Origin of the sequence: Streptomyces tatrensis, from assembly GCF_049310065.1 — a bacterium.
In the GTDB taxonomy this organism is placed as follows: domain Bacteria; phylum Actinomycetota; class Actinomycetes; order Streptomycetales; family Streptomycetaceae; genus Streptomyces.
In genome coordinates this window covers 508,428-525,081 of sequence record NZ_JBMDLB010000011.1, presented here as the reverse complement: position 1 = coordinate 525,081, position 16,654 = coordinate 508,428, and the positions used below count along the sequence as shown (strand labels likewise).

At 72.0% G+C, this 16,654-nt stretch carries 14 protein-coding genes; 8 read left to right on the top strand and 6 right to left on the bottom strand.

From position 1 onward, the window contains the following. Position 1 precedes the first annotated feature (1 nt). The gene (locus tag ACODT5_RS18030; RefSeq protein WP_422520325.1) at positions 2–742 is read right to left on the bottom strand and encodes an LmeA family phospholipid-binding protein; all 741 of its coding nucleotides are present in this window, start codon (positions 740–742) and stop codon (positions 2–4) included. After that, positions 739–1,413, bottom strand: coding sequence for a TetR/AcrR family transcriptional regulator (locus tag ACODT5_RS18025; RefSeq protein WP_422520324.1), 675 nt, complete (start codon positions 1,411–1,413; stop codon positions 739–741). Before ACODT5_RS18025 ends, ACODT5_RS18030 begins: the two co-directional genes overlap by 4 nt. 114 nt (positions 1,414–1,527) lie before the next feature. On the opposite strand from ACODT5_RS18025, the gene ACODT5_RS18020 reads away from it, so the two are divergent. Both ACODT5_RS18020 and ACODT5_RS18015 read left to right on the top strand, forming a co-directional pair. Further along, on the top strand, positions 1,528–3,825 hold the full coding sequence (locus ACODT5_RS18020) for an MMPL family transporter (protein ID WP_422520323.1): 2,298 nt from the start codon (positions 1,528–1,530) through the stop codon (positions 3,823–3,825). Between the two features lie 7 nt (positions 3,826–3,832). Then, positions 3,833–4,582, top strand: coding sequence for a ribonuclease H family protein (locus ACODT5_RS18015; RefSeq protein WP_422520322.1), 750 nt, complete (start codon positions 3,833–3,835; stop codon positions 4,580–4,582). A gap of 31 nt (positions 4,583–4,613) precedes the next feature. Here the strand turns inward: ACODT5_RS18015 and ACODT5_RS18010 are convergent, their stop codons facing one another. Next, the gene (locus ACODT5_RS18010; RefSeq protein ID WP_422520321.1) at positions 4,614–5,435 is read right to left on the bottom strand and encodes an SCO4651 family lipoprotein; all 822 of its coding nucleotides are present in this window, start codon (positions 5,433–5,435) and stop codon (positions 4,614–4,616) included. Between the two features lie 237 nt (positions 5,436–5,672). Here ACODT5_RS18010 and ACODT5_RS18005 point away from each other — a divergent pair, with 237 nt between their 5' ends. From ACODT5_RS18005 to ACODT5_RS17980, 6 genes are all read left to right on the top strand, one after another. Then, positions 5,673–6,791 carry a substrate-binding domain-containing protein gene (locus tag ACODT5_RS18005; protein WP_422520320.1) on the top strand — a complete coding sequence of 373 codons (1,119 nt, stop codon included), beginning with the start codon at positions 5,673–5,675 and terminating at the stop codon, positions 6,789–6,791. A 115-nt stretch (positions 6,792–6,906) separates the two neighbouring features. Continuing rightward, on the top strand, positions 6,907–8,217 hold the full coding sequence (locus tag ACODT5_RS18000) for an ABC transporter substrate-binding protein (RefSeq protein ID WP_422520319.1): 1,311 nt from the start codon (positions 6,907–6,909) through the stop codon (positions 8,215–8,217). A gap of 123 nt (positions 8,218–8,340) precedes the next feature. Further along, positions 8,341–9,270 (top strand): carbohydrate ABC transporter permease, encoded by a 930-nt coding sequence (locus ACODT5_RS17995; RefSeq protein WP_422520318.1) that lies wholly within the window; start codon positions 8,341–8,343, stop codon positions 9,268–9,270. Continuing rightward, a complete protein-coding gene (locus tag ACODT5_RS17990; protein WP_422520317.1) occupies positions 9,267–10,226 on the top strand; it encodes a carbohydrate ABC transporter permease in 960 nt (319 codons plus the stop codon). Before ACODT5_RS17995 ends, ACODT5_RS17990 begins: the two co-directional genes overlap by 4 nt. 77 nt (positions 10,227–10,303) lie before the next feature. Further along, the gene (locus ACODT5_RS17985; protein WP_422524955.1) at positions 10,304–11,281 is read left to right on the top strand and encodes a hydroxyacid dehydrogenase; all 978 of its coding nucleotides are present in this window, start codon (positions 10,304–10,306) and stop codon (positions 11,279–11,281) included. Between the two features lie 63 nt (positions 11,282–11,344). Beyond that, positions 11,345–12,610: an alpha-L-fucosidase gene (locus ACODT5_RS17980; RefSeq protein ID WP_422520316.1), complete on the top strand. Its 1,266-nt coding sequence runs from the start codon at positions 11,345–11,347 to the stop codon at positions 12,608–12,610. A 64-nt stretch (positions 12,611–12,674) separates the two neighbouring features. On the opposite strand, the gene ACODT5_RS17975 is transcribed toward ACODT5_RS17980, so the two are convergent. Genes ACODT5_RS17975 through ACODT5_RS17965 form a run of 3 tightly spaced genes read right to left on the bottom strand, consistent with a single transcriptional unit; the run spans position 12,675 to position 16,431 of the window. Then, entirely contained in the window at positions 12,675–13,733 is a 1,059-nt protein-coding gene (locus ACODT5_RS17975) for a TolB family protein (protein ID WP_422520315.1), read from the bottom strand. After that, a complete protein-coding gene (locus tag ACODT5_RS17970; protein ID WP_422520314.1) occupies positions 13,730–15,082 on the bottom strand; it encodes an MFS transporter in 1,353 nt (450 codons plus the stop codon). Before ACODT5_RS17970 ends, ACODT5_RS17975 begins: the two co-directional genes overlap by 4 nt. Then, positions 15,082–16,431 carry a discoidin domain-containing protein gene (locus tag ACODT5_RS17965; RefSeq protein ID WP_422520313.1) on the bottom strand — a complete coding sequence of 450 codons (1,350 nt, stop codon included), beginning with the start codon at positions 16,429–16,431 and terminating at the stop codon, positions 15,082–15,084. Before ACODT5_RS17965 ends, ACODT5_RS17970 begins: the two co-directional genes overlap by 1 nt. Positions 16,432–16,654: the final 223 nt, after the last annotated feature.

Sequence of the window (16,654 nt, the reverse complement as noted above, 5' to 3'; positions counted from 1 at the left end):
TCTATACCGCCCTGCAGTCCTTCTCGTCGGTGTCCGATGTGACGGACTTCGCGAGGGAGGCGTCCAGGGTGAGGCCCGCGCCGGTGGCACGGGCCCCGGTGAGGCTGACCCCTTCGGGGAGCTCGCCGACGTCGACGGTCCGGGGCGCGAGCCGCTCGGCCAGGCCGGCCGCGCCGGGCAGTCCGCTCACGGTGGCTATCGGCAGTTCGCGGCCCAGCACGGTGACCGTCGTCGGGGTGATCGTGAGGCCGGTCGCCGTGGCGCTGGTGCTCGCGTGCACGGTGACGGGGAGGCCGAGGCGTCCCACGGTCCCGGTGAGGGTGAGCCCCTTCGCGTCGCCGCCCACCGTCAGCCCCTCGGCGCCCGCCGCGGCTTCCCCCGAGTCGGCCAGGCGCTTCTGCAGGGCCTCGTAGGGGATGGTGGCCGTCGCCCGGCCGCCGCTGATGCCGCCGTCGCGCGTGACGTCGTACAGGTCGGCCTTGATGTCCATGTCGGTGTCGGCGCGGCGCACGCCCTCGGCCGCCAGGTGCACGGAGCCCAGTCGGCCGGTCAGCGCGCGGAGTCCGGCGAAGGTGCCGGAGAGCTTGGCGGTGACGGGTCCGTGGGCCTGGAGGCGGCAGCCCGCCGCCCGTGCGATGCGGTCCCGGGCGGTGTGTTCGACGGCTACGTCGGCCACGAAGACACCGGCGAGGGCGACGGCCGCCCCGGCGGTGGCGAGGACGGGGGTGCGTCGGAGCTTCATGGCGCGGTGGATCCGATCTGCTTCAGCATTCCGAAGGCCTCCAGCAGGAGCGCGGAGGGCGGGGTCGCGGTGAGGGTGCCGTTCGCGCGGCGCCGGCGCTGGGTGCGCAGGACGGCGCGGACGGCGGACAGGGCGGCGCCCGCGATCACCCCGGCGCGCAGGTCGGCCTCGGGGGTGTCGGCGGGGAGCCGGTCCAGCACGATGAGCGTGAGCCGGTTCTCGAAATCGGCGAAGAGCTGGACGAGTTGGGCGGCCACCACGCGCTCGTCGCCCACGATGGCCACGGAGTGGGTCAGGGCGGTGAGGCTGGACGCCGCGAACGGGGCCACCGCGGAGATCAGGGCGTTGCAGACCGCGTCGAGCGGCTCCTCCTGCGGCGGGCGCCGGGCCAGTTCGGCCTCGACGTACGCGAACAGGTCGACGCTGTCGGGCAGGAGCAGGGCTTCCTTGCTCTCGAAGTAGCGGAAGAAGGTCCGCTCGGACACGTTCGCGCAGGCGGCGATGTCCGCGACCGTGGTGCCCGCGAAGCCGTGCTCGGCGAACAGCGCGGCGGCGCCCTCGCGCAGCAGCTTGCGGGTCCGCTCCTTCTTCCGCTCGCGCAGACCGTGCTCCGCCTCCGGCTCGGTGCCGGGCGCGGGTGCGGAGGGGGCAGTGGCCGGATCTTGGTTCACGGCCGAAGCCTAGCAATGGCGTCACCCCTGTCAATTGTCGGGACTGACAATTGTCACCCCTGACATTTTCTGCCAAGGTGCTTCGTGTCAGTCCTGACATTTCTTGGAGGCGTCGTGCATTCCCCCCTCGGACGAACGGGCCGCAAGGGCCGTCCGGGCCGCCTGGGTAGCCCGGGCCGACTCGGAGCCTTCTGCGCCCGGCACCCCGTCTGGGTGATCGCGGCCTGGCTCCTGCTGCTGGCCGGCGCGATGGGCGGCAGCAGGCTCGCCGCCCCGGTCTACAGCGACCAGATCAGCCTCCCCAGCACGCAGTCCCGTACCGGCGCCGATCTGCTGGCCGCGTCCGCCCCCGGGGTCGGGGACCCCAACGGGCGCGTGGTCTTCCACGTGGACTCCGGCTCCCTGGCCGGACACCGCGAGGCCCTCGACGAGAGCGCGGCCCGCCTCGCGCGGATGCCCCACGTCACCGCCGCCTCCCCGGTCGTGACCAGCGCGGACGGCCGTACCGCCTACACCACGGTGTCCTTCGACCGGCAGGTCAAAACCCTGGGGCACGCCTACACCGGCACCCTCGACACGGCCACCGCCGCGGCCCGCGCCTCCGGCGTGGAGGTCGCGTACGGCGGGGACCTGAACCAGGTCGTCCGCCCGCCGGCCGACGACAGGGCCCGCGAGGCGGCGGGCGTCCTCGTGGCCCTGCTGATCCTCCTGCTCGCCTTCGGCAGCGTCGCCGCCGCCCTGCTGCCCCTGCTCACGGCGGTGGTCAGCGTCGGCGTGGGCCTCGGAATCGTCGGCATCGTCGCGGGCGTCGTCAGCTTCGCGACCGCCGCCCCCACCCTGGCCACCATGATCGGCCTCGGCGTGGGCATCGACTACGCCCTCTTCCTCACCACCCGCTTCCGCCAGGACCTCCTCGACGGCCACGATCCGGTCGACGCGGCCGGCCGTACCGCCGCCACCAGCGGGCGCGCCGTCGTGGTGGCCGCCGTCACCGTCGCGGTGGCCATGCTCAGCCTGTACACCTGCGGACTGACCTTCATCGGCCGGATGGGGCTGGCCGCCACCATCGTCGTGGTCGTCACCGGGGCGGCCGCCCTGACCCTCGTGCCGGCCGCCCTGGGCCTGGTGGGGCGCCGGATCGACCGGTTCGCGCTGCGCCGCCCGGTCGCCGAGACCTCCGGCGACCACGACGGCTGGCACCGCTACGCCGGCCTGGTGGCACGGCACCCGTGGAAGTTCCTGACCGCCGGCACCCTGCTGCTCGCGCTGTGCGCCGTACCGCTGTTCTCGATGCGCCTCGGCCACGTCGACGACGGCGCCGACCGGGCGGGGAGCACCACGCGCACGGCCTACGACTGGATCGCCGAGGGCGAGGGCCCCGGCTTCGGCCCCGGGGCCAACGGGCCCTTCGTCCTGGTGGCCGACCTCCACGACGCCACCGTCCCGGCGGACCGGATCGGCGCCGAACTCACCGCGGCGCTGCGGGACACCGCCGGCATAGCCGGGTTCACCCCGCTCGCGCCGAGCCCCGACGGCCGTCTGCTCGTCTCCACCGTCACCCCGGCCACCGGACCGCAGAGCGCCGGCACGGGCGGCCTGTTCACGACGCTGACCACCGCCACCCTGCCCGACGCGCTGAAGGGAACCGGTGCGGAGGGCTACCTCACCGGATCCACCGCCGGCCAGCTGGACTTCCGAGACACCGTCAAGGACCGGCTGCCGCTCATCATCGCCATCGTGCTGGCCGCCGCGCTCGTGCTGCTGACCTTGGTGTTCCGCAGCGTGGTGGTCCCGCTCAAGGCGGTCGCGCTGAACCTTTTCACCACCGCCGCGTCCTACGGGGTGCTCGTCGCGGTGTTCCAGTGGGGCTGGGGGAGCGGGCTGATCGGGGTGTCGGAGCCGGTGCCCATCGAGTCCTTCGTACCGATGATGATGTTCGCGATCGTCTTCGGACTGTCGATGGACTACGAGATCTTCCTGCTCTCCGCCATCGCGGGCGTCTGGCACCGCACCGGCGACAACACCCTCGCCGTCGGCACGGGCCTCGCGGCCACCGGCCGGGTCATCTCCAGTGCGGCGCTCATCATGACCGCCGTCTTCCTCTCCTTCGCGGCCTCGCCCACCGTCGTGGTCAAGATGCTCGCGGTGGGCCTGGCGGTGAGCGTGGTCCTGGACGCGACCGTGGTGCGGCTGGTGCTGGTCCCGTCGGCGATGTTCCTGATGGGCCGCGCCAACTGGTGGCTGCCGCCCTTCCTGGACCGGATCCTGCCGCGACCGCACGCCGAGGAGCGGCAGGATGCCGGGGAGGGGCAGGAGGCGCCGGCAGAGCCGGACCCGGCGGAGCCGGGCGCGGCCGTGGTCACGGCCGCGGGCAGCGGCCACGGCACGGGCAGCCGTCGGGGTGAGGCATGATCGGGGGATGTCTGATCGCATCATCGCCGCCTGCGACGGGGCGGCCAAGGGAAATCCCGGGCCTGCCGCATGGGCCTGGGTCATCGCCGACGTCCACGGGCACCCCGAGCGCTGGGAGGCCGGGCCGCTGGGCCGGGCCACCAACAACGTCGGTGAACTCACCGCTCTGCAGCGGCTGCTGGAGGCCGTGGCACCCGGCACGGCCGTGCAGGTGCGGATGGACTCCCAGTACGCCATGAAGGCCGTGACCCAGTGGCTTCCGAACTGGAAGCGCAACGGCTGGAAGAACGCCGCGGGCAAGCCGGTGGCCAACCGCGAGCTCGTCGAAAGCATCGACGCGCTGCTGGCCGACCGGGACGTGGAGTTCCGCTACGTCCCCGCGCACCGCGAGGACGGCGACCACCTGAACGCGATCGCCGACCAGGCGGCCAGCGACGCGGCCGTCAGCCAGGAGCCGGCCGGCACCGCGCTGGGCCACGCGTCCATGCCCGTCCCGGCGCCGGCCCGCAGCACCCCGGCCCGCAGCACCTCCGCCCGCCGCACGACCGGAGCGGCATCGGCCAAGAGCTCCTCGGCCCAGGGCACGGCGGGTGCCAAGGGCGCGAGCGCCGGCCGGGCCGGGGTGACGATCAAGGCCAAGTTCCCCGGCACCTGCCCCTGCGGGAAGCAGTACGCGGCGGGGGAGAAGATCAGCAAACTCGGTACGCGCTGGGGCCACCCCGGCTGCGGCGGCGGCGGCGACACGGACGCCGGATAGCGCCCGCCGCGGGGAAGCGGCCTGTCCGGGGTCAGCCGGCCAGGACCCCGGTGATCGTGGTGACGGGCACGGTGTCCCGGGCGGCGGGCACCTCGACCCGCACGGACTTGCCCAGCTCGCTGAACGCCACGGTCGTCACGGACTTGCTCGGACCGAGGGTGAGCGTCATCCGCGACTGGACGAGGCGGCCCCGACCGTCGACCCAGACCTCGGCGGACACGGGCACCTCGCCGCCGATCTTTGCGTGGAGCTCCTCGAAGAGGGCCCGCTTGTCCATCGCGAGTCGGGAGGCGGCGGCCTGGAAGGGCAGGGTTCCGCGGTAGTGGACGGTCGGCACGCCGCCCAGCTCCTCCTCCCCGGCCTTCGTCACCTTCGTCAGCGCCGAGACCTGCTCCAGCACGTACTCCGGGTCGTTGAGAGGCGCCCGCAGGGCGTAGTGGGCCTCGGCCTTGTCGCGCGCGATGCTCGCCCAGGTGTCCTTGTCCGTACCGCTCATCCCGCGGAGGTAGACCTTGCCGTCGGAGAACACCTCGTCCACGTGGCTGATGCCGCCGCCGGGGAAGTCCACGGACAGTGCGCCCTTGTCCCGGGCCATGTCGAAGTCGCCGGTGGCGGTGAGGGTGTAGCTCTTGGAGCCGTCGCCCAGTTCCATCGTCTGACTGGTCCGCGCCGAGGTCGCCCGTGTGGCCTCGGCGGCGGCCCGCACGGTGCCGGTGTGGTCGGGGGCAGGTTCGGCCGACGCCTTCGAGGCCGTACCCGAGGCGGGACGGGAGTCGGGTCCCGGGCCGCATCCGGCACACAGCAGGGCGGCCAGGGTGGCCAGGGCGGTGCATGGGACGTGGGAACGGCGCATCGTTTCTCCGAGAGTCGTGGTCGAGCACTCTGTCGGGCTGCGTCGCTGGGGTACGGGCTTGGCTCAACAAGATCGCAAAGATCGTACTGACCCTAATGGACCTCGTGCGTGGTCCGTACACGAGGTTTCCGGGGAGGATGCCTGGTACGCATTCCTTTCGTTCGAAAGGAAACGGAAGTTTCGGCTTTCGCGCGCTACGCTGACCTCGACCAGGGACGCAGTCGAGGGGAGCTCCACGTGCACGCAGAGGAACGACAGCAGGCGATCCTGCGCCGGGTCCGCGAAGCGGGATCGATGCGCGTCACGGACTTCGCGGCGGAGCTCGGCGTGTCCGTGGTGACGGTCCGCAAGGACGTCGAAGTCCTTGCGGAGCGCGGCCTGCTGGCCCGGGTGCACGGCGGCGCGATGCTGCCCGAGGACTGGGCGGAGACCGCTCCCGCGACCGCCGCCCCGACCGCCCCCGGCACTGGCATCGCAGCCGGCGCCGGTCCCGGAGCGGGCCCCGGTTCCGGCCGGCCGCTGGTCATCGGGCTGATCGTGCCGTCCTCCGCCTATTACTACCCCGAGGTGATCAAGGGCGCCCGGGAAGCTGCGGACGCCCTCGGGGTGCGGCTGACCCTCGCCGTGTCCACGTACGACGTGGAGACCGAGAAGACGCAGGCCGCGCGCATGGTCGCGGACGGCGTCGACGGGCTCCTGCTCGCGCCCTCCGCCGCCGACGGGAAGCCGGGCGGCCAGTGGTACGAAGAGCTGGGCGTGCCCGTCGTGCTCGTCGAGCGCCGCCCCGAACAGCAGGGCTCCGCCGCCGAGCACGTCGGCACGGACCACGGGTACGGAGCCAGGCTGGCGGTGCGCCACCTCCTGGACACGGGGCGCCGCAAGATCGCCCTGGTGATGCGCGGGGGGACCCCCACCGCACCCTGGATCAAGAAGGGCTACTACGCGGCGGTGGAGGAGGCCGGCCCCGAGGTCGCCGAGCACGCCCTCTTCCTCGACCTCGCGCAGTTCGGGGCGGGTGACGCCGTCTACGAAGAGGTGATGGACGCCTTCGTGGAGGCGGTGCGGGAGGGGCGCGTCGACGCCGCCCTGGTCCATCCCGACCACGAGGCCATGGTGCTGATGCAGCGGCTGCGCGGTGCCTCGCTGGCCGTGCCGGGCGATGTCGCCCTGGTCTCGTACGACGACGAGGTGGCCTCGCTGGCGGACCTGCCGCTGAGCGCGGTGGCGCCATCGAAGCACGAAGTCGGTGTCACAGGGGTGGAGTTGCTCGTACGACGGCTGCGCGAGCCGGGCCGGCCCAGACGGCGGATCGCCATCCTCCCCGAGCTGCGGGTGCGTGCCTCCAGCGAGGCCTAACTGTTACTTCGCTTTTCTTTCTCAAACTTTCCTTTTCTATTGACTCCCTTCTCCTCTGGCCGAATGATGTGCATCACCTCGCCGCATCGCCGGCTCGCATCTGAGGAGCAGAGCAGTGAAGCTCACTTCCCGTACCTCCCGCGCCGCCCTCGCCGCCTTCTCGCTGGCCCTGTTCGCCACTGCCTGCGGTGGCAGCGAGGGGGCCGCGACCAAGACCGACGCCGCCCCCAAAGAGCCGGTCAACCTGACCTACTGGGGCTGGACCGGCGGTGCCCAGCAGGTGGTCGACGCCTTCAACGCGTCCCACCCGAACATCAAGGTCACCTACTCGGCCATCACCGGCGGACCGGACGGGTACGCCAAGATCAGCAACGCGATCAAGGCCGGGAACGCTCCCGACGTCGCGGGCATCGAGTACCCGACCCTCCCGGAGTTCGTCAGCCAGGGGTACCTGGCGGACATCACCGCCCCGGCCGGCGCCACCGTGAAGGCGAAGTTCCCCCAGGGCATCCAGGACCGGGTGACCCTCGGCGGCAAGACCTGGGCCGTGCCCTACGACGCCACGCCCAACCTCCTCTACTACCGCAAGGACCTGTTCAAGGCCGCGGGCGTCGAAGTCCCCAAGACCTGGGACGAGTACAAGACGGCCGCCGAGAAGATCAAGGCCGCCGACAAGAACGTGCGCATAGGCGGCTGGGGCAACGACGACGCGCCCCTGCTGGCGGCGCTCTCCTGGCAGGCCGGTGCCAAGTGGTACGGCACCGAGGGTGACGGCTGGAAGGTCAACATCAACGACGCCCCCTCGCAGAAGGTGGCCTCGTACTGGCAGGGCCTGGTCAAGGACGACCTGGTGATGAACCTGAAGATCAACGGCCCGGAGTTCGCCAAGGCCAAGGCCGACGGAGTCATGGCCAGCTTCATCGGCGCCTCGTGGAGCGCGGGCGGCACGATGACGACCCTGGCCAAGGACTCGGGCAAGTGGGGCGTCGCCCCGCTGCCGCACTGGGGCACCCCGGCCACCGGCATGTTCGGCGGCACCAGCTACGCCGTCACCAAGGGCAGCAAGCACGTCAAGGAAGCGGCGGAGTTCGCCACCTGGGCGGCGACCAGCCCCGAAGGCGTCAAGGCCCGCCTCAGTAGCCTGAAGGCGCCGAGCAGCAGCCTGCCGGCCAGCCCCGAACTCCGTCCGATCGCCGCCGCGGCCTTCGACGACAAGGGCTTCTTCGGCGGCGACAAGGTCTACGAGATCTCCGGCGCGCAGGTCGACACCATCGTCCCGGGCTGGGTCTGGGGCCCGGTACAGACGGCCACCAACACCGCCATCCAGGACGCGGGCCTCAAGAGCACCCTGAACGACGGACTCGCGGCCGGCCAGAAGGCCGCCGAGGAGGCCATCAAGGGCCGGGGGCTCAACCTCGTGAAGTAGGCGCCGCGGCGGGGCCCGAAGCCTTCCCGGCGCCGGGCCCCGCCCGCCCCGCCTCCTTCCGAAAGCCTTACCGAAGCCCCGTCCCCGTCCGTTCCTCCGTAGCGCACCCACCAAGGAGATCCGGTGGCAGCACCACTCACTCGTTCAGCGCGCGGCACCGCGCCCGTGGGCCGGCCAGGCCAGGGCAGGGCGGTGCTGGTCTTCCTCGGCCCGTTCTTCCTGCTCTTCACCGCGGTCCTGATCCTGCCCGTCGCGTACGCGCTCTGGATGAGCTTCTTCACCGAGCAGTCCTCCGGTCTGGGATTCGGCGGCACCGAACGGGTCTTCAGCGGGCTCGGGAACTACACCAAGGCGCTCGGTGACCACGGCTTCACCTCCTCCTTCCTGCACGTGGCCGCGTACTGCGCCGTCTACATCCCCGTGATGATCGGCTCGGCGCTCGCCCTGGCCCTGCTCGTCGACTCGGCCGCGGCCAAGGCCAAGCGCCTCGTCCAGTTCGCCGTCTTCATGCCGCACGCGGTCCCCGGCCTGATCGCGGCGATCATCTGGACCTACCTCTACACCCCCGGCCTGAGCCCGGTCCTGGACTGGATCGAAGCGGCGGGCGGCCAGTGGGACTTCTTCGCGCCGGGCAGCGTCCTGCCCTCGCTGGTGAACGTTGCGGCCTGGCAGTGGATCGGCTACAACATGATCATCTTCTTTGCGGCGCTCCAGGCGGTGCCCCGCGAGGTCATCGAAGCGGGCGTCATGGACGGCGCCGGTGAACTGCGCATCGCCCTGCAGATCAAACTGCCGATGATCCGCTCCGCCGTGTTCCTCACGCTCCTGTTCACGTGTGTTGGTGTGGTCCAGATCTTCGGCGAGCCGATGCTCCTCTCGAAGAGGGCAGGCTCGATGGGGTCGGACTGGTCCCCGATGATGTTCATCTACAAGGCGGCCTTCGAGCGGCACGACTACGGCCTCGCCTCCTCCGCCTCGCTCATCGTGGCCCTCGTCGCCGGCACCCTCTCCTACGTCGTCACCCGGATCGGAAAGCGAGGTGACTCGGCATGAGCACCCAGACGGCCTCCTCGGCCCCGCCCGCGCCTGCACCCGGCGGCGAGCCGGCGCCCGCACCCGGAGCCCCGCCCGCCCGGAAGGCTGGGCGGAAGCCGGCCCGGAAGCGGCACCGCGGCGGCGCGATGGCCTCCAAGGCCGTGGTCAACGCAGTGCTCCTGGTGGCGGTCCTCTACACCCTGATGCCGCTGACCTGGCTGCTCATCGCCGCCACCAAGAACCACGCCGACCTCTTCGGGACGGCCGGCTTCGCCTTCGGCGAGTTCCGCTTCCTCGGCAACCTCCGTGCCGTGTTCAGTTACGGCGACGGCATCTTCGGCCGCTGGCTGCTCAACAGCCTCCTCTACTCCGTCGTCGGATCGCTGGCCTCCTCGCTGATCAGCGTCGCCGCCGGATACTGCTTCGACAAGTACGAGTTCCGCGGCAAGGGTGCGCTCTTCGGCCTCGTCCTGACCGGCACCCTGGTGCCCACGATCGTCATCACGCTCCCGCAGTACCTGCTCGCCTCCGAGGTCGGGATCGTCAACACCTACTGGTCGGTCCTCATCCCGGCGCTCGTGAACCCCTTCGGCGTCTACCTCGCCCGGGTCTTCTCCGAAGGCTACGTACCCGGAGAGGTCATCGAAGCCGCCCGCATCGACGGAGCGAGCGAGCTGCGCATCTTCCGGTCGATCTCGCTGCCGATGCTCATGCCCGGCTTCATGACCCTCTTCCTCTTCTCCTTCACCGCGAGCTGGAACAACTTCTTCGGCCCGCTGGTCATGCTCAACGACCAGAACCTGTACCCGGCGGTGCTCGGCATCTACGGGTGGAACCAAATGGTGCTGCAGTACCCGGAGTTCTACTCGCTGGTGATCACCGGATCCCTGATGGCCGTCATCCCGCTCGCCCTCGCCTTCGTCGGCCTGCAGCGGTTCTGGCGCGCCGGGCTCTCGGCAGGAGCGGTCAAGTGACGGCCTCCGACCCGACGCGCGCCCCCGACCCGGTGCACGAGCCCGCCCGGCCCCGCAAGCCCCGCACCCTCCTCGTCATGAGCCCGGAGACGAAGGCGGCCCTGCTCGACGAGCAGGCCCTCGCCCGGCTCGGCTCCACCGCGCTCCTGGACCCCGCGCACCTGGTCACCGACTTCGCCGCGGCCGACTCCGCGCGGCTGCGCGAAGCCGAGGTCCTGCTCACCGGCTGGGGCTGCCCGCCTCTCACCGAGCAGGCCCTCGAACTCCTCCCGTCCCTGCGCGCGGTGGTGCACACCGCCGGCACCGTCAAGGGGCTGATGACGGAGGCCGCCTGGCGGCGCGGGCTGTCCGTCACGAGCGCGGCCGAGGCCAACGCCCAGCCCGTCGCCGAGTTCACGGTCGCCGCGATCGTCTTCGCCAACAAGCGCGTCCTCACTACCGCCCGGGCCTACCGGGAGTCGCGCAGCCAGCTCAACCCGCTCACGCTGTACCCCGGGATCGGCAACTACGGCCGGACGGTCGGCATCGTCGGTGCCTCGCGCATCGGCCGCCGGGTCATCGAGCTGCTGCGCTCCTACGACGCCCACGTGCTGGTCCACGACCCATACCTGGACGGGGACGAAGCGAGAGCCCTCGGGGTCGAGCCCGTCGACCTGGACGAACTGATGGGCCGCAGCGACGTGGTGAGCGTGCACGCGCCGCAGACCCCCGAGACCCGCCACCTGATCGACGCCCGCCGCCTCGCCCTCATGCGCGACGGCGCCACCCTCGTCAACACCGCACGCGGCACGCTGGTCGACACCGAGGCGCTGACCGCGGAACTGGTCCCGGGCCGGCTGCACGCCGTCCTCGACGTCACCCACCCCGACGTGCTGCCGGCCGGCTCGCCGCTCTACGACCTGCCGAACGTGCTGCTCACCCCGCACATCGCCGGGTCCCTCGGCAACGAACTCGGACGTCTCGCGGCCTGCGCGGCCGAAGAGTTGGAGCGGTACGCCCGAGGACTCCCCTTCGCCTACGCCGTCCACCCGGCGAGCCTGGCCCACTCGGCCTGAACACCCGCCATCCGCCACCCGCCACCCCCACCTGCCGTCCGCCGCCGAACCCGGAAGCCCCTCATGACGCTCGGTCCCCCCTCTCCCTCCACCGGTCCAGCCGAGACCGCCATCCTGCCCACGCCGGGGCAACTCGCCTGGCAGGAAGCCGGATTCGGGATCTTCCTGCACTTCGGCATCAACACCTTCAACGGCGTCGAGTGGAGCGACGGGACCCTGGACCCGGCCACCTTCCGGCCCGCGCAGCTCGACGCGAGCCAGTGGGTGCGTACCGCCGCCCGGGCCGGAGCGAAGTACGTCGTGCTGACCGCCAAGCACCACGACGGCTTCTGCCTCTGGCCGACCGAAACCACCGCCTACTCCGTGGCCTCCTCACCCTGGAAGGACGGAGCGGGCGATGTGGTCGCCGAACTGGCCGAGGCCTGCGGGGAGGCAGGTCTCGGCCTCGGGCTGTACCTCTCCCCCTGGGACCGCAACGCGGACTGCTACGAGCGGCCCGCCGAGTACGACTCCTTCTACCTCCGCCAGCTGGCCGAACTATGCACCCGCTACGGACCGTTGTGCGAGCTGTGGTTCGACGGCGCGGGATCAGAGGGACGCACGTACGACTGGGACGCCGTCATGGCCGTGATCGACCGGCACCAGCCGGACGCCATGGTCTTCAACATGGGCCGCCCCACGATCCGCTGGGTCGGAAACGAGGAGGGGCTCGCCGCCGACCCCTGCCGCTACGTCACACACTCCACGGGCATCAGCCTGTACGACGAGCGGCAGGCCGAGCTCGAATCGGCCGCCTACCTGCCGCCCGAGTGCGATGTCCCGCTCCGCGCCGACTGGTTCTGGCAACCCGGGAACCACGACACCCTCAAGAGCCGCGAGGACCTGCTGGAGATCTGGTACTCCTCGGTGGGACTGGGCGCCGGCCTGCTCCTGGGCGTCCCGCCCGACCGGCGTGGACTGATCGACGACGCCGACCGGGCCCGACTCCTCGATTTCACCGGAGAGTTGGAGCGACGCCTCGGCGATCCGCACGCCTCGGTCCTCACGGCCGACGGGCACGACCTCCTCGCGGACTTCGGCCGGCCCGTCCGCGTGGACCACGTCGAACTGCGCGAGGACCTCACCCGCGGCCAGCGCGTGGACGGCCACGAGGTCTGGGCGGACGACCGGCTGATCGCCTCCGGCCACACGGTGGGGGTCCGGCGCGTCCACCGGGTGGAGCCTCTCACCGTACGGGAACTGCGCATCCGGCTGACCGGAACCGGGACCCGCCTGGCCGCGGTGACGGCGGCCGGACCGCAGCAGCCCGAGCCCGGCGGGGCGGGCTAGTCGGCGACGCCCCCCGTGCTCTGGCAGGCGGTCCGCTGGCGGACCCTTACCGCAGCCGGGCCGGCTACGGCGCGTCGGCCGCGCCCGCCACCGCGACCGGCGACGTCGCACCCGCCACGGACAGCCGGGGCTCGCCGGTCCCGTCCGCGGGGACGGTCCAGACGTCGCTCGCGCGGCCGTCGGCGCCCGGCAGGGCGTAGGCGACCGTCCCGTCGTCCGTCCAGGCCGCCTGGTCGTCCACGCCGCGGGTTTCGGCGAGCGGGGTCTCGGCCATCGTCCGCAGGTCGAGGACGTACAGCCGCCAGGGTGCGGCCGGGTCGTCGGACACCTTCTTCTTGAAGGCGACCCGCGTGTTGTCGGGGGACAGGGAGGGACATTCGACGTTCTCCCGCAGCGTCCTCGCCGACCAGTCGCCCATGTTCCCCTCGACGAGGTACGTACGCCCCTTCGTGGAGACGGTCGCGTAGAAGCGGCTGTCGTCGCGGGCGAAGCTCACGCCCCAGTAGTTGACGTCGGGGGAGTGGTAGCGGACACCGTCGATGGTGAGCGGCATCTCCTCCAGGGACTTCACCAGGTACCCCGTGCGCAGGTCGAGGACGGCCGTGCGGGTGGAGAAGCCGGTGGTGGAGTACGAGTCCCCGGTGGCGAACACCGTCCAGGCGAGCATCTGCCCGGACGCGGACACCCGCGCCCGGGTCGGAACCCCGGGCAGGGTCTTCCGGCTCACCTCGCGCAGCTGCCGGTCGAGGACGACGGCGTACGTCTTCGGCAGCACCCCGGGCTCGGCGCGCAGGCAGAGGGCGGTGCCCCCGGCGGCGTGGAACCGGTCGCAGACGGGGCCGCCCGCGGTGCGCTCCGCTCCGCCTCCCGTCGCGGGCAGGGGCTGGTGCGCCACCCGCCCCGTGGCGGTGTCCCGGAAGTACAGGGCGGGACCGTCGAGGGTGAAGGAGGCTTCGGCGGCGCCGCGTTGACCGGCCGGCCGGTTCCCGGCGTGCAGGGCGTACCCGGTGGCGGAGCCCGCGAGGAGGACGACCGCGGCAGCCGTGACGGCGGTACGGGCCCGGCCGCCGAGCCGCCGCGCGGGCGCCGGGGTGGTGGGCGGTGCGGTGGGCGGTGTGGTCATGAGGTGCTCCTCTCACTGGTGGGGGACTGCGCCGACCCCAGGGCCGGGGTAGCCGTATCGCCCGTATCGCCCGGAGCGTGCGCATCACCCGCATCGCCCGGCGCGCCCGGATCGCGCGGCAGCAGTGTCCAGCCGCCCGCCAGCGCGGCGAGCAGCAGCGCCGCGGCCCCCCAGAGCGCGGGTCGCGGCCCCCACACCGTCCACGCGGCGCCGAATCCCGCCGCGGCGAGCATCCGGGCCAGGGCCTGGCCGGTCTGGAGCACGGCGAGCCCGCCCGCCCGGCCCCCGGCGGGCAGTACCGGCCCGGCGAGGGCCATCAGCACCCCGTCGGTGGCCGCGTAGAAGATCCCGAGCAGCGCGAGGACGGCCGCGAGGAGCAGCGGGGCCGGCCCGCCGTCCGGAGCGAGCAGGACGAGGTAGGCGCCGAGCAGGGCGAGGTGTCCGTACAGGAACGGCCGCCGGCGCCCGACCCGGTCGGCGATCCGGCCCACCGGGACGGCCAGGAGCAGGTAGCCGGCGGCCGCGCCGAGCGGCAGCAGCGGGAACCAGCCGGGATCCAGGCCGAGTCGGCGCTGGAGCAGGAGGTAGACGAAGGCGTCGCCGATGGTGGCGCCGCCGAGCAGGGCGGCGGCCCAGAGGATCCGCCGGAAGGCGGGGTCGCGCAGCGCCCCGAAGGCCTTGCTCCGGGGCGGAGTCGGGCCGGGCGCGGCGGTCGGGCGGCCGTTGCCGGGAACGTAGAGGACCAGGAGCAGCACGCCGAGCAGGCCGAAGCAGAAGCTGGCGACGAACACCGCGTCGTACGCGCCCGCGGTGGCCCAGAGCAGGGCGAAGGCGGCGAGCGGGCCGAGCAGGGCGCCGGTGGTGTCCATGGCCCGGTGCACGCCGAAGGACCGGCCGAGTTCGCCGGGAGGGCTGTTGAGGGTGATCAGGGCGTCGCGTGGCGCCGTACGGATGCCCTTGCCGACCCGGTCGGCGGCCAGGGCCGCGGCGATCGGGCCGGTGGCACCGCCCGCGAGCAGCAGGCCGAGCCGGGAGCAGGCCGAGACGGCGTAGCCGATCCCCGCGACGTGCTTGTACCGGTGGCCGCGGTCGGCGAGGTGCCCGCCGAGCAGCCGTACGACCGCGCCGGCTCCTCCCATCAGCCCGTCGAGGAAGCCGAATTGGAGGGGGGAGAGGCCGAGTCCCAGGACGAGGTAGAGCGGCAGCACCGCGCTGACCATCTCGGAGGAGACATCGGTGACGAGGCTGACCGTGCCGAGCGCGAGGACGGCGGCGGGGACGCGCCGGCCCGCCCCCGTGGTGGGGGGCGGGGCCGGAGCGGCCCGGCGGCCTGTGGTGGCCAGGTACATCAGTGGCAGGTGTACTTCGGGCTGGTGTCCTTGACCGTGCCGTCGGTGGCGACGTAGGTCCAGCTGTAGGCCGAGTCGGTGAAGTCCAGCTTCAGGACCCCGTAGGTACCGCTGATCCGCTTCTGGCTGTTGGGCTGGACGTCCTCGATGTCGTACGGGTCGGCGCCGCCCATGCCGCCGACGATCTCGGTGATCCCGTCGGCGGTGGCGTTGCCGTTCGGGTCCTGCGGGGCGAACCGCTCGTAGTGGTGGTCGTGGCCGCCCAGCACGAGGTCGGCCTTGGCGCCGTACAGGATGTTCCAGACGGGCTTGCTCACCGGGTCGTTGCCGTGCCCGCCGGAGGAGTACAGCGGGTGGTGCCAGTAGGCGGCGATGCAGCCCTTGGTGTTCGCGGCGAGGTCGGCCTTGAGCCAGTCGATCTGGGCCTTCTGGTCGAAGGAGTTGGAGTCGAGGGCGATGAAGTGCCAGTTGCCCTCGTTGAAGCTGTAGTAGCTCTTGCCCTGGGGGTAGGCGACGGCCCCGAAGTAGGCCTTGTAGCCGGCGAGCGGTCCGGCGGGGTCGTAGGTCTCGTGGTTGCCGGGCACCGGGCGGGTCTTGTCCTTGAACGCGCCCCAGGAGGTGTCGTAGTAGTTCCGGTAGTCGGAGAGCCGGGCGTCGTCGTACTGGTTGTCGCCCATCGTCAGATAGAACTTCGGGTTGATCTTCTGGGCCTGCGCGGCGGTCTTGGGGTGGGCGCAGGAGCTGTCCGAGGCGGTGCACTGGGCGGCGATGTCGCCGGCGGCGACCACGGTGAAGGCGCCGGTGGGCGGGGGAGTCCCGCCGTCGAGGGTGCCGTACACCTCGACCTCGTACAGGGAGTACCCGTAGGAGGTGCCGCGGGCGGTTCCGTACACGCGCAGGTAGCGGCCGCTGCCGGAGAGGCCGGTCCAGTCGTCGGTGCCGCCGTTCCCGGCCGTCTCGTTGGCGAGACGGGTCCAGGTGGCGCCGTCGGCCGAGATCTCGACGCGGTACGTCTTGGCGTACGCAGCCTCCCAACGCAGCGCCACCCGCGTGACGTTGGCGTTCGCGCCGAGGTCGACGCGGATCCACTGCGGGTCCTTGCCCTCGAGGCTGGCCCACCGGGTGGTGGAGCTGCCGTCGAAGGCGTTCTGCGGACCGAAGCTCGAACTCTCCACGGAGGACGCCGTGGCGGTCTTGCCGCGCGAGATGAGGGGGTCGGCGGCGGCGCCCGCCCGTTCGGGATAGGCGAGCAACAGGCCGCCTACGAGGAGGAGTACGGCGGTGAGGACCACACCGATCGTGCGGCGTGATGTGTGAACATGAGGCGTGCTTGGGGTGTTCAGGCTCATTCCTGACTCCCTGGCCTGGTGGGTGGCGAGAGCTGGCACCGGTACGAGACCCCGTGTCCCTGCCCGGGTGCGGGCAGGGACGGGCGTGGTCACAGCGGCCGGGTCAGAGCTCTCGCTGAGCGCGTCATGCCCACGGGTACGGGCACCGCGCCGAGCCGCCGAAGCGGGATGCTAGCAAACAGGAAACTTTCCTACCAGTCATTCGCGGCAGGAGAATCGGCCC

Bases quoted from the DNA above. Each gene is read 5' to 3' on its own strand.
- ACODT5_RS18030 (WP_422520325.1), bottom strand. From the start codon at position 742: ATGAAGCTCCGACGCACCCCCGTCCTCGCCACCGCCGGGGCGGCCGTC.
- ACODT5_RS18015 (WP_422520322.1), top strand. From the start codon at position 3,833: ATGTCTGATCGCATCATCGCCGCCTGCGACGGGGCGGCCAAGGGAAAT.
- ACODT5_RS18010 (WP_422520321.1), bottom strand. From the start codon at position 5,435: ATGCGCCGTTCCCACGTCCCATGCACCGCCCTGGCCACCCTGGCCGCC.
- ACODT5_RS17990 (WP_422520317.1), top strand. From the start codon at position 9,267: ATGAGCACCCAGACGGCCTCCTCGGCCCCGCCCGCGCCTGCACCCGGC.
- ACODT5_RS17985 (WP_422524955.1), top strand. From the start codon at position 10,304: ATGAGCCCGGAGACGAAGGCGGCCCTGCTCGACGAGCAGGCCCTCGCC.
- ACODT5_RS17980 (WP_422520316.1), top strand. From the start codon at position 11,345: ATGACGCTCGGTCCCCCCTCTCCCTCCACCGGTCCAGCCGAGACCGCC.
- ACODT5_RS17975 (WP_422520315.1), bottom strand. From the start codon at position 13,733: ATGACCACACCGCCCACCGCACCGCCCACCACCCCGGCGCCCGCGCGG.
- ACODT5_RS17970 (WP_422520314.1), bottom strand. From the start codon at position 15,082: ATGTACCTGGCCACCACAGGCCGCCGGGCCGCTCCGGCCCCGCCCCCC.
- ACODT5_RS17965 (WP_422520313.1), bottom strand. From the start codon at position 16,431: ATGAGCCTGAACACCCCAAGCACGCCTCATGTTCACACATCACGCCGC.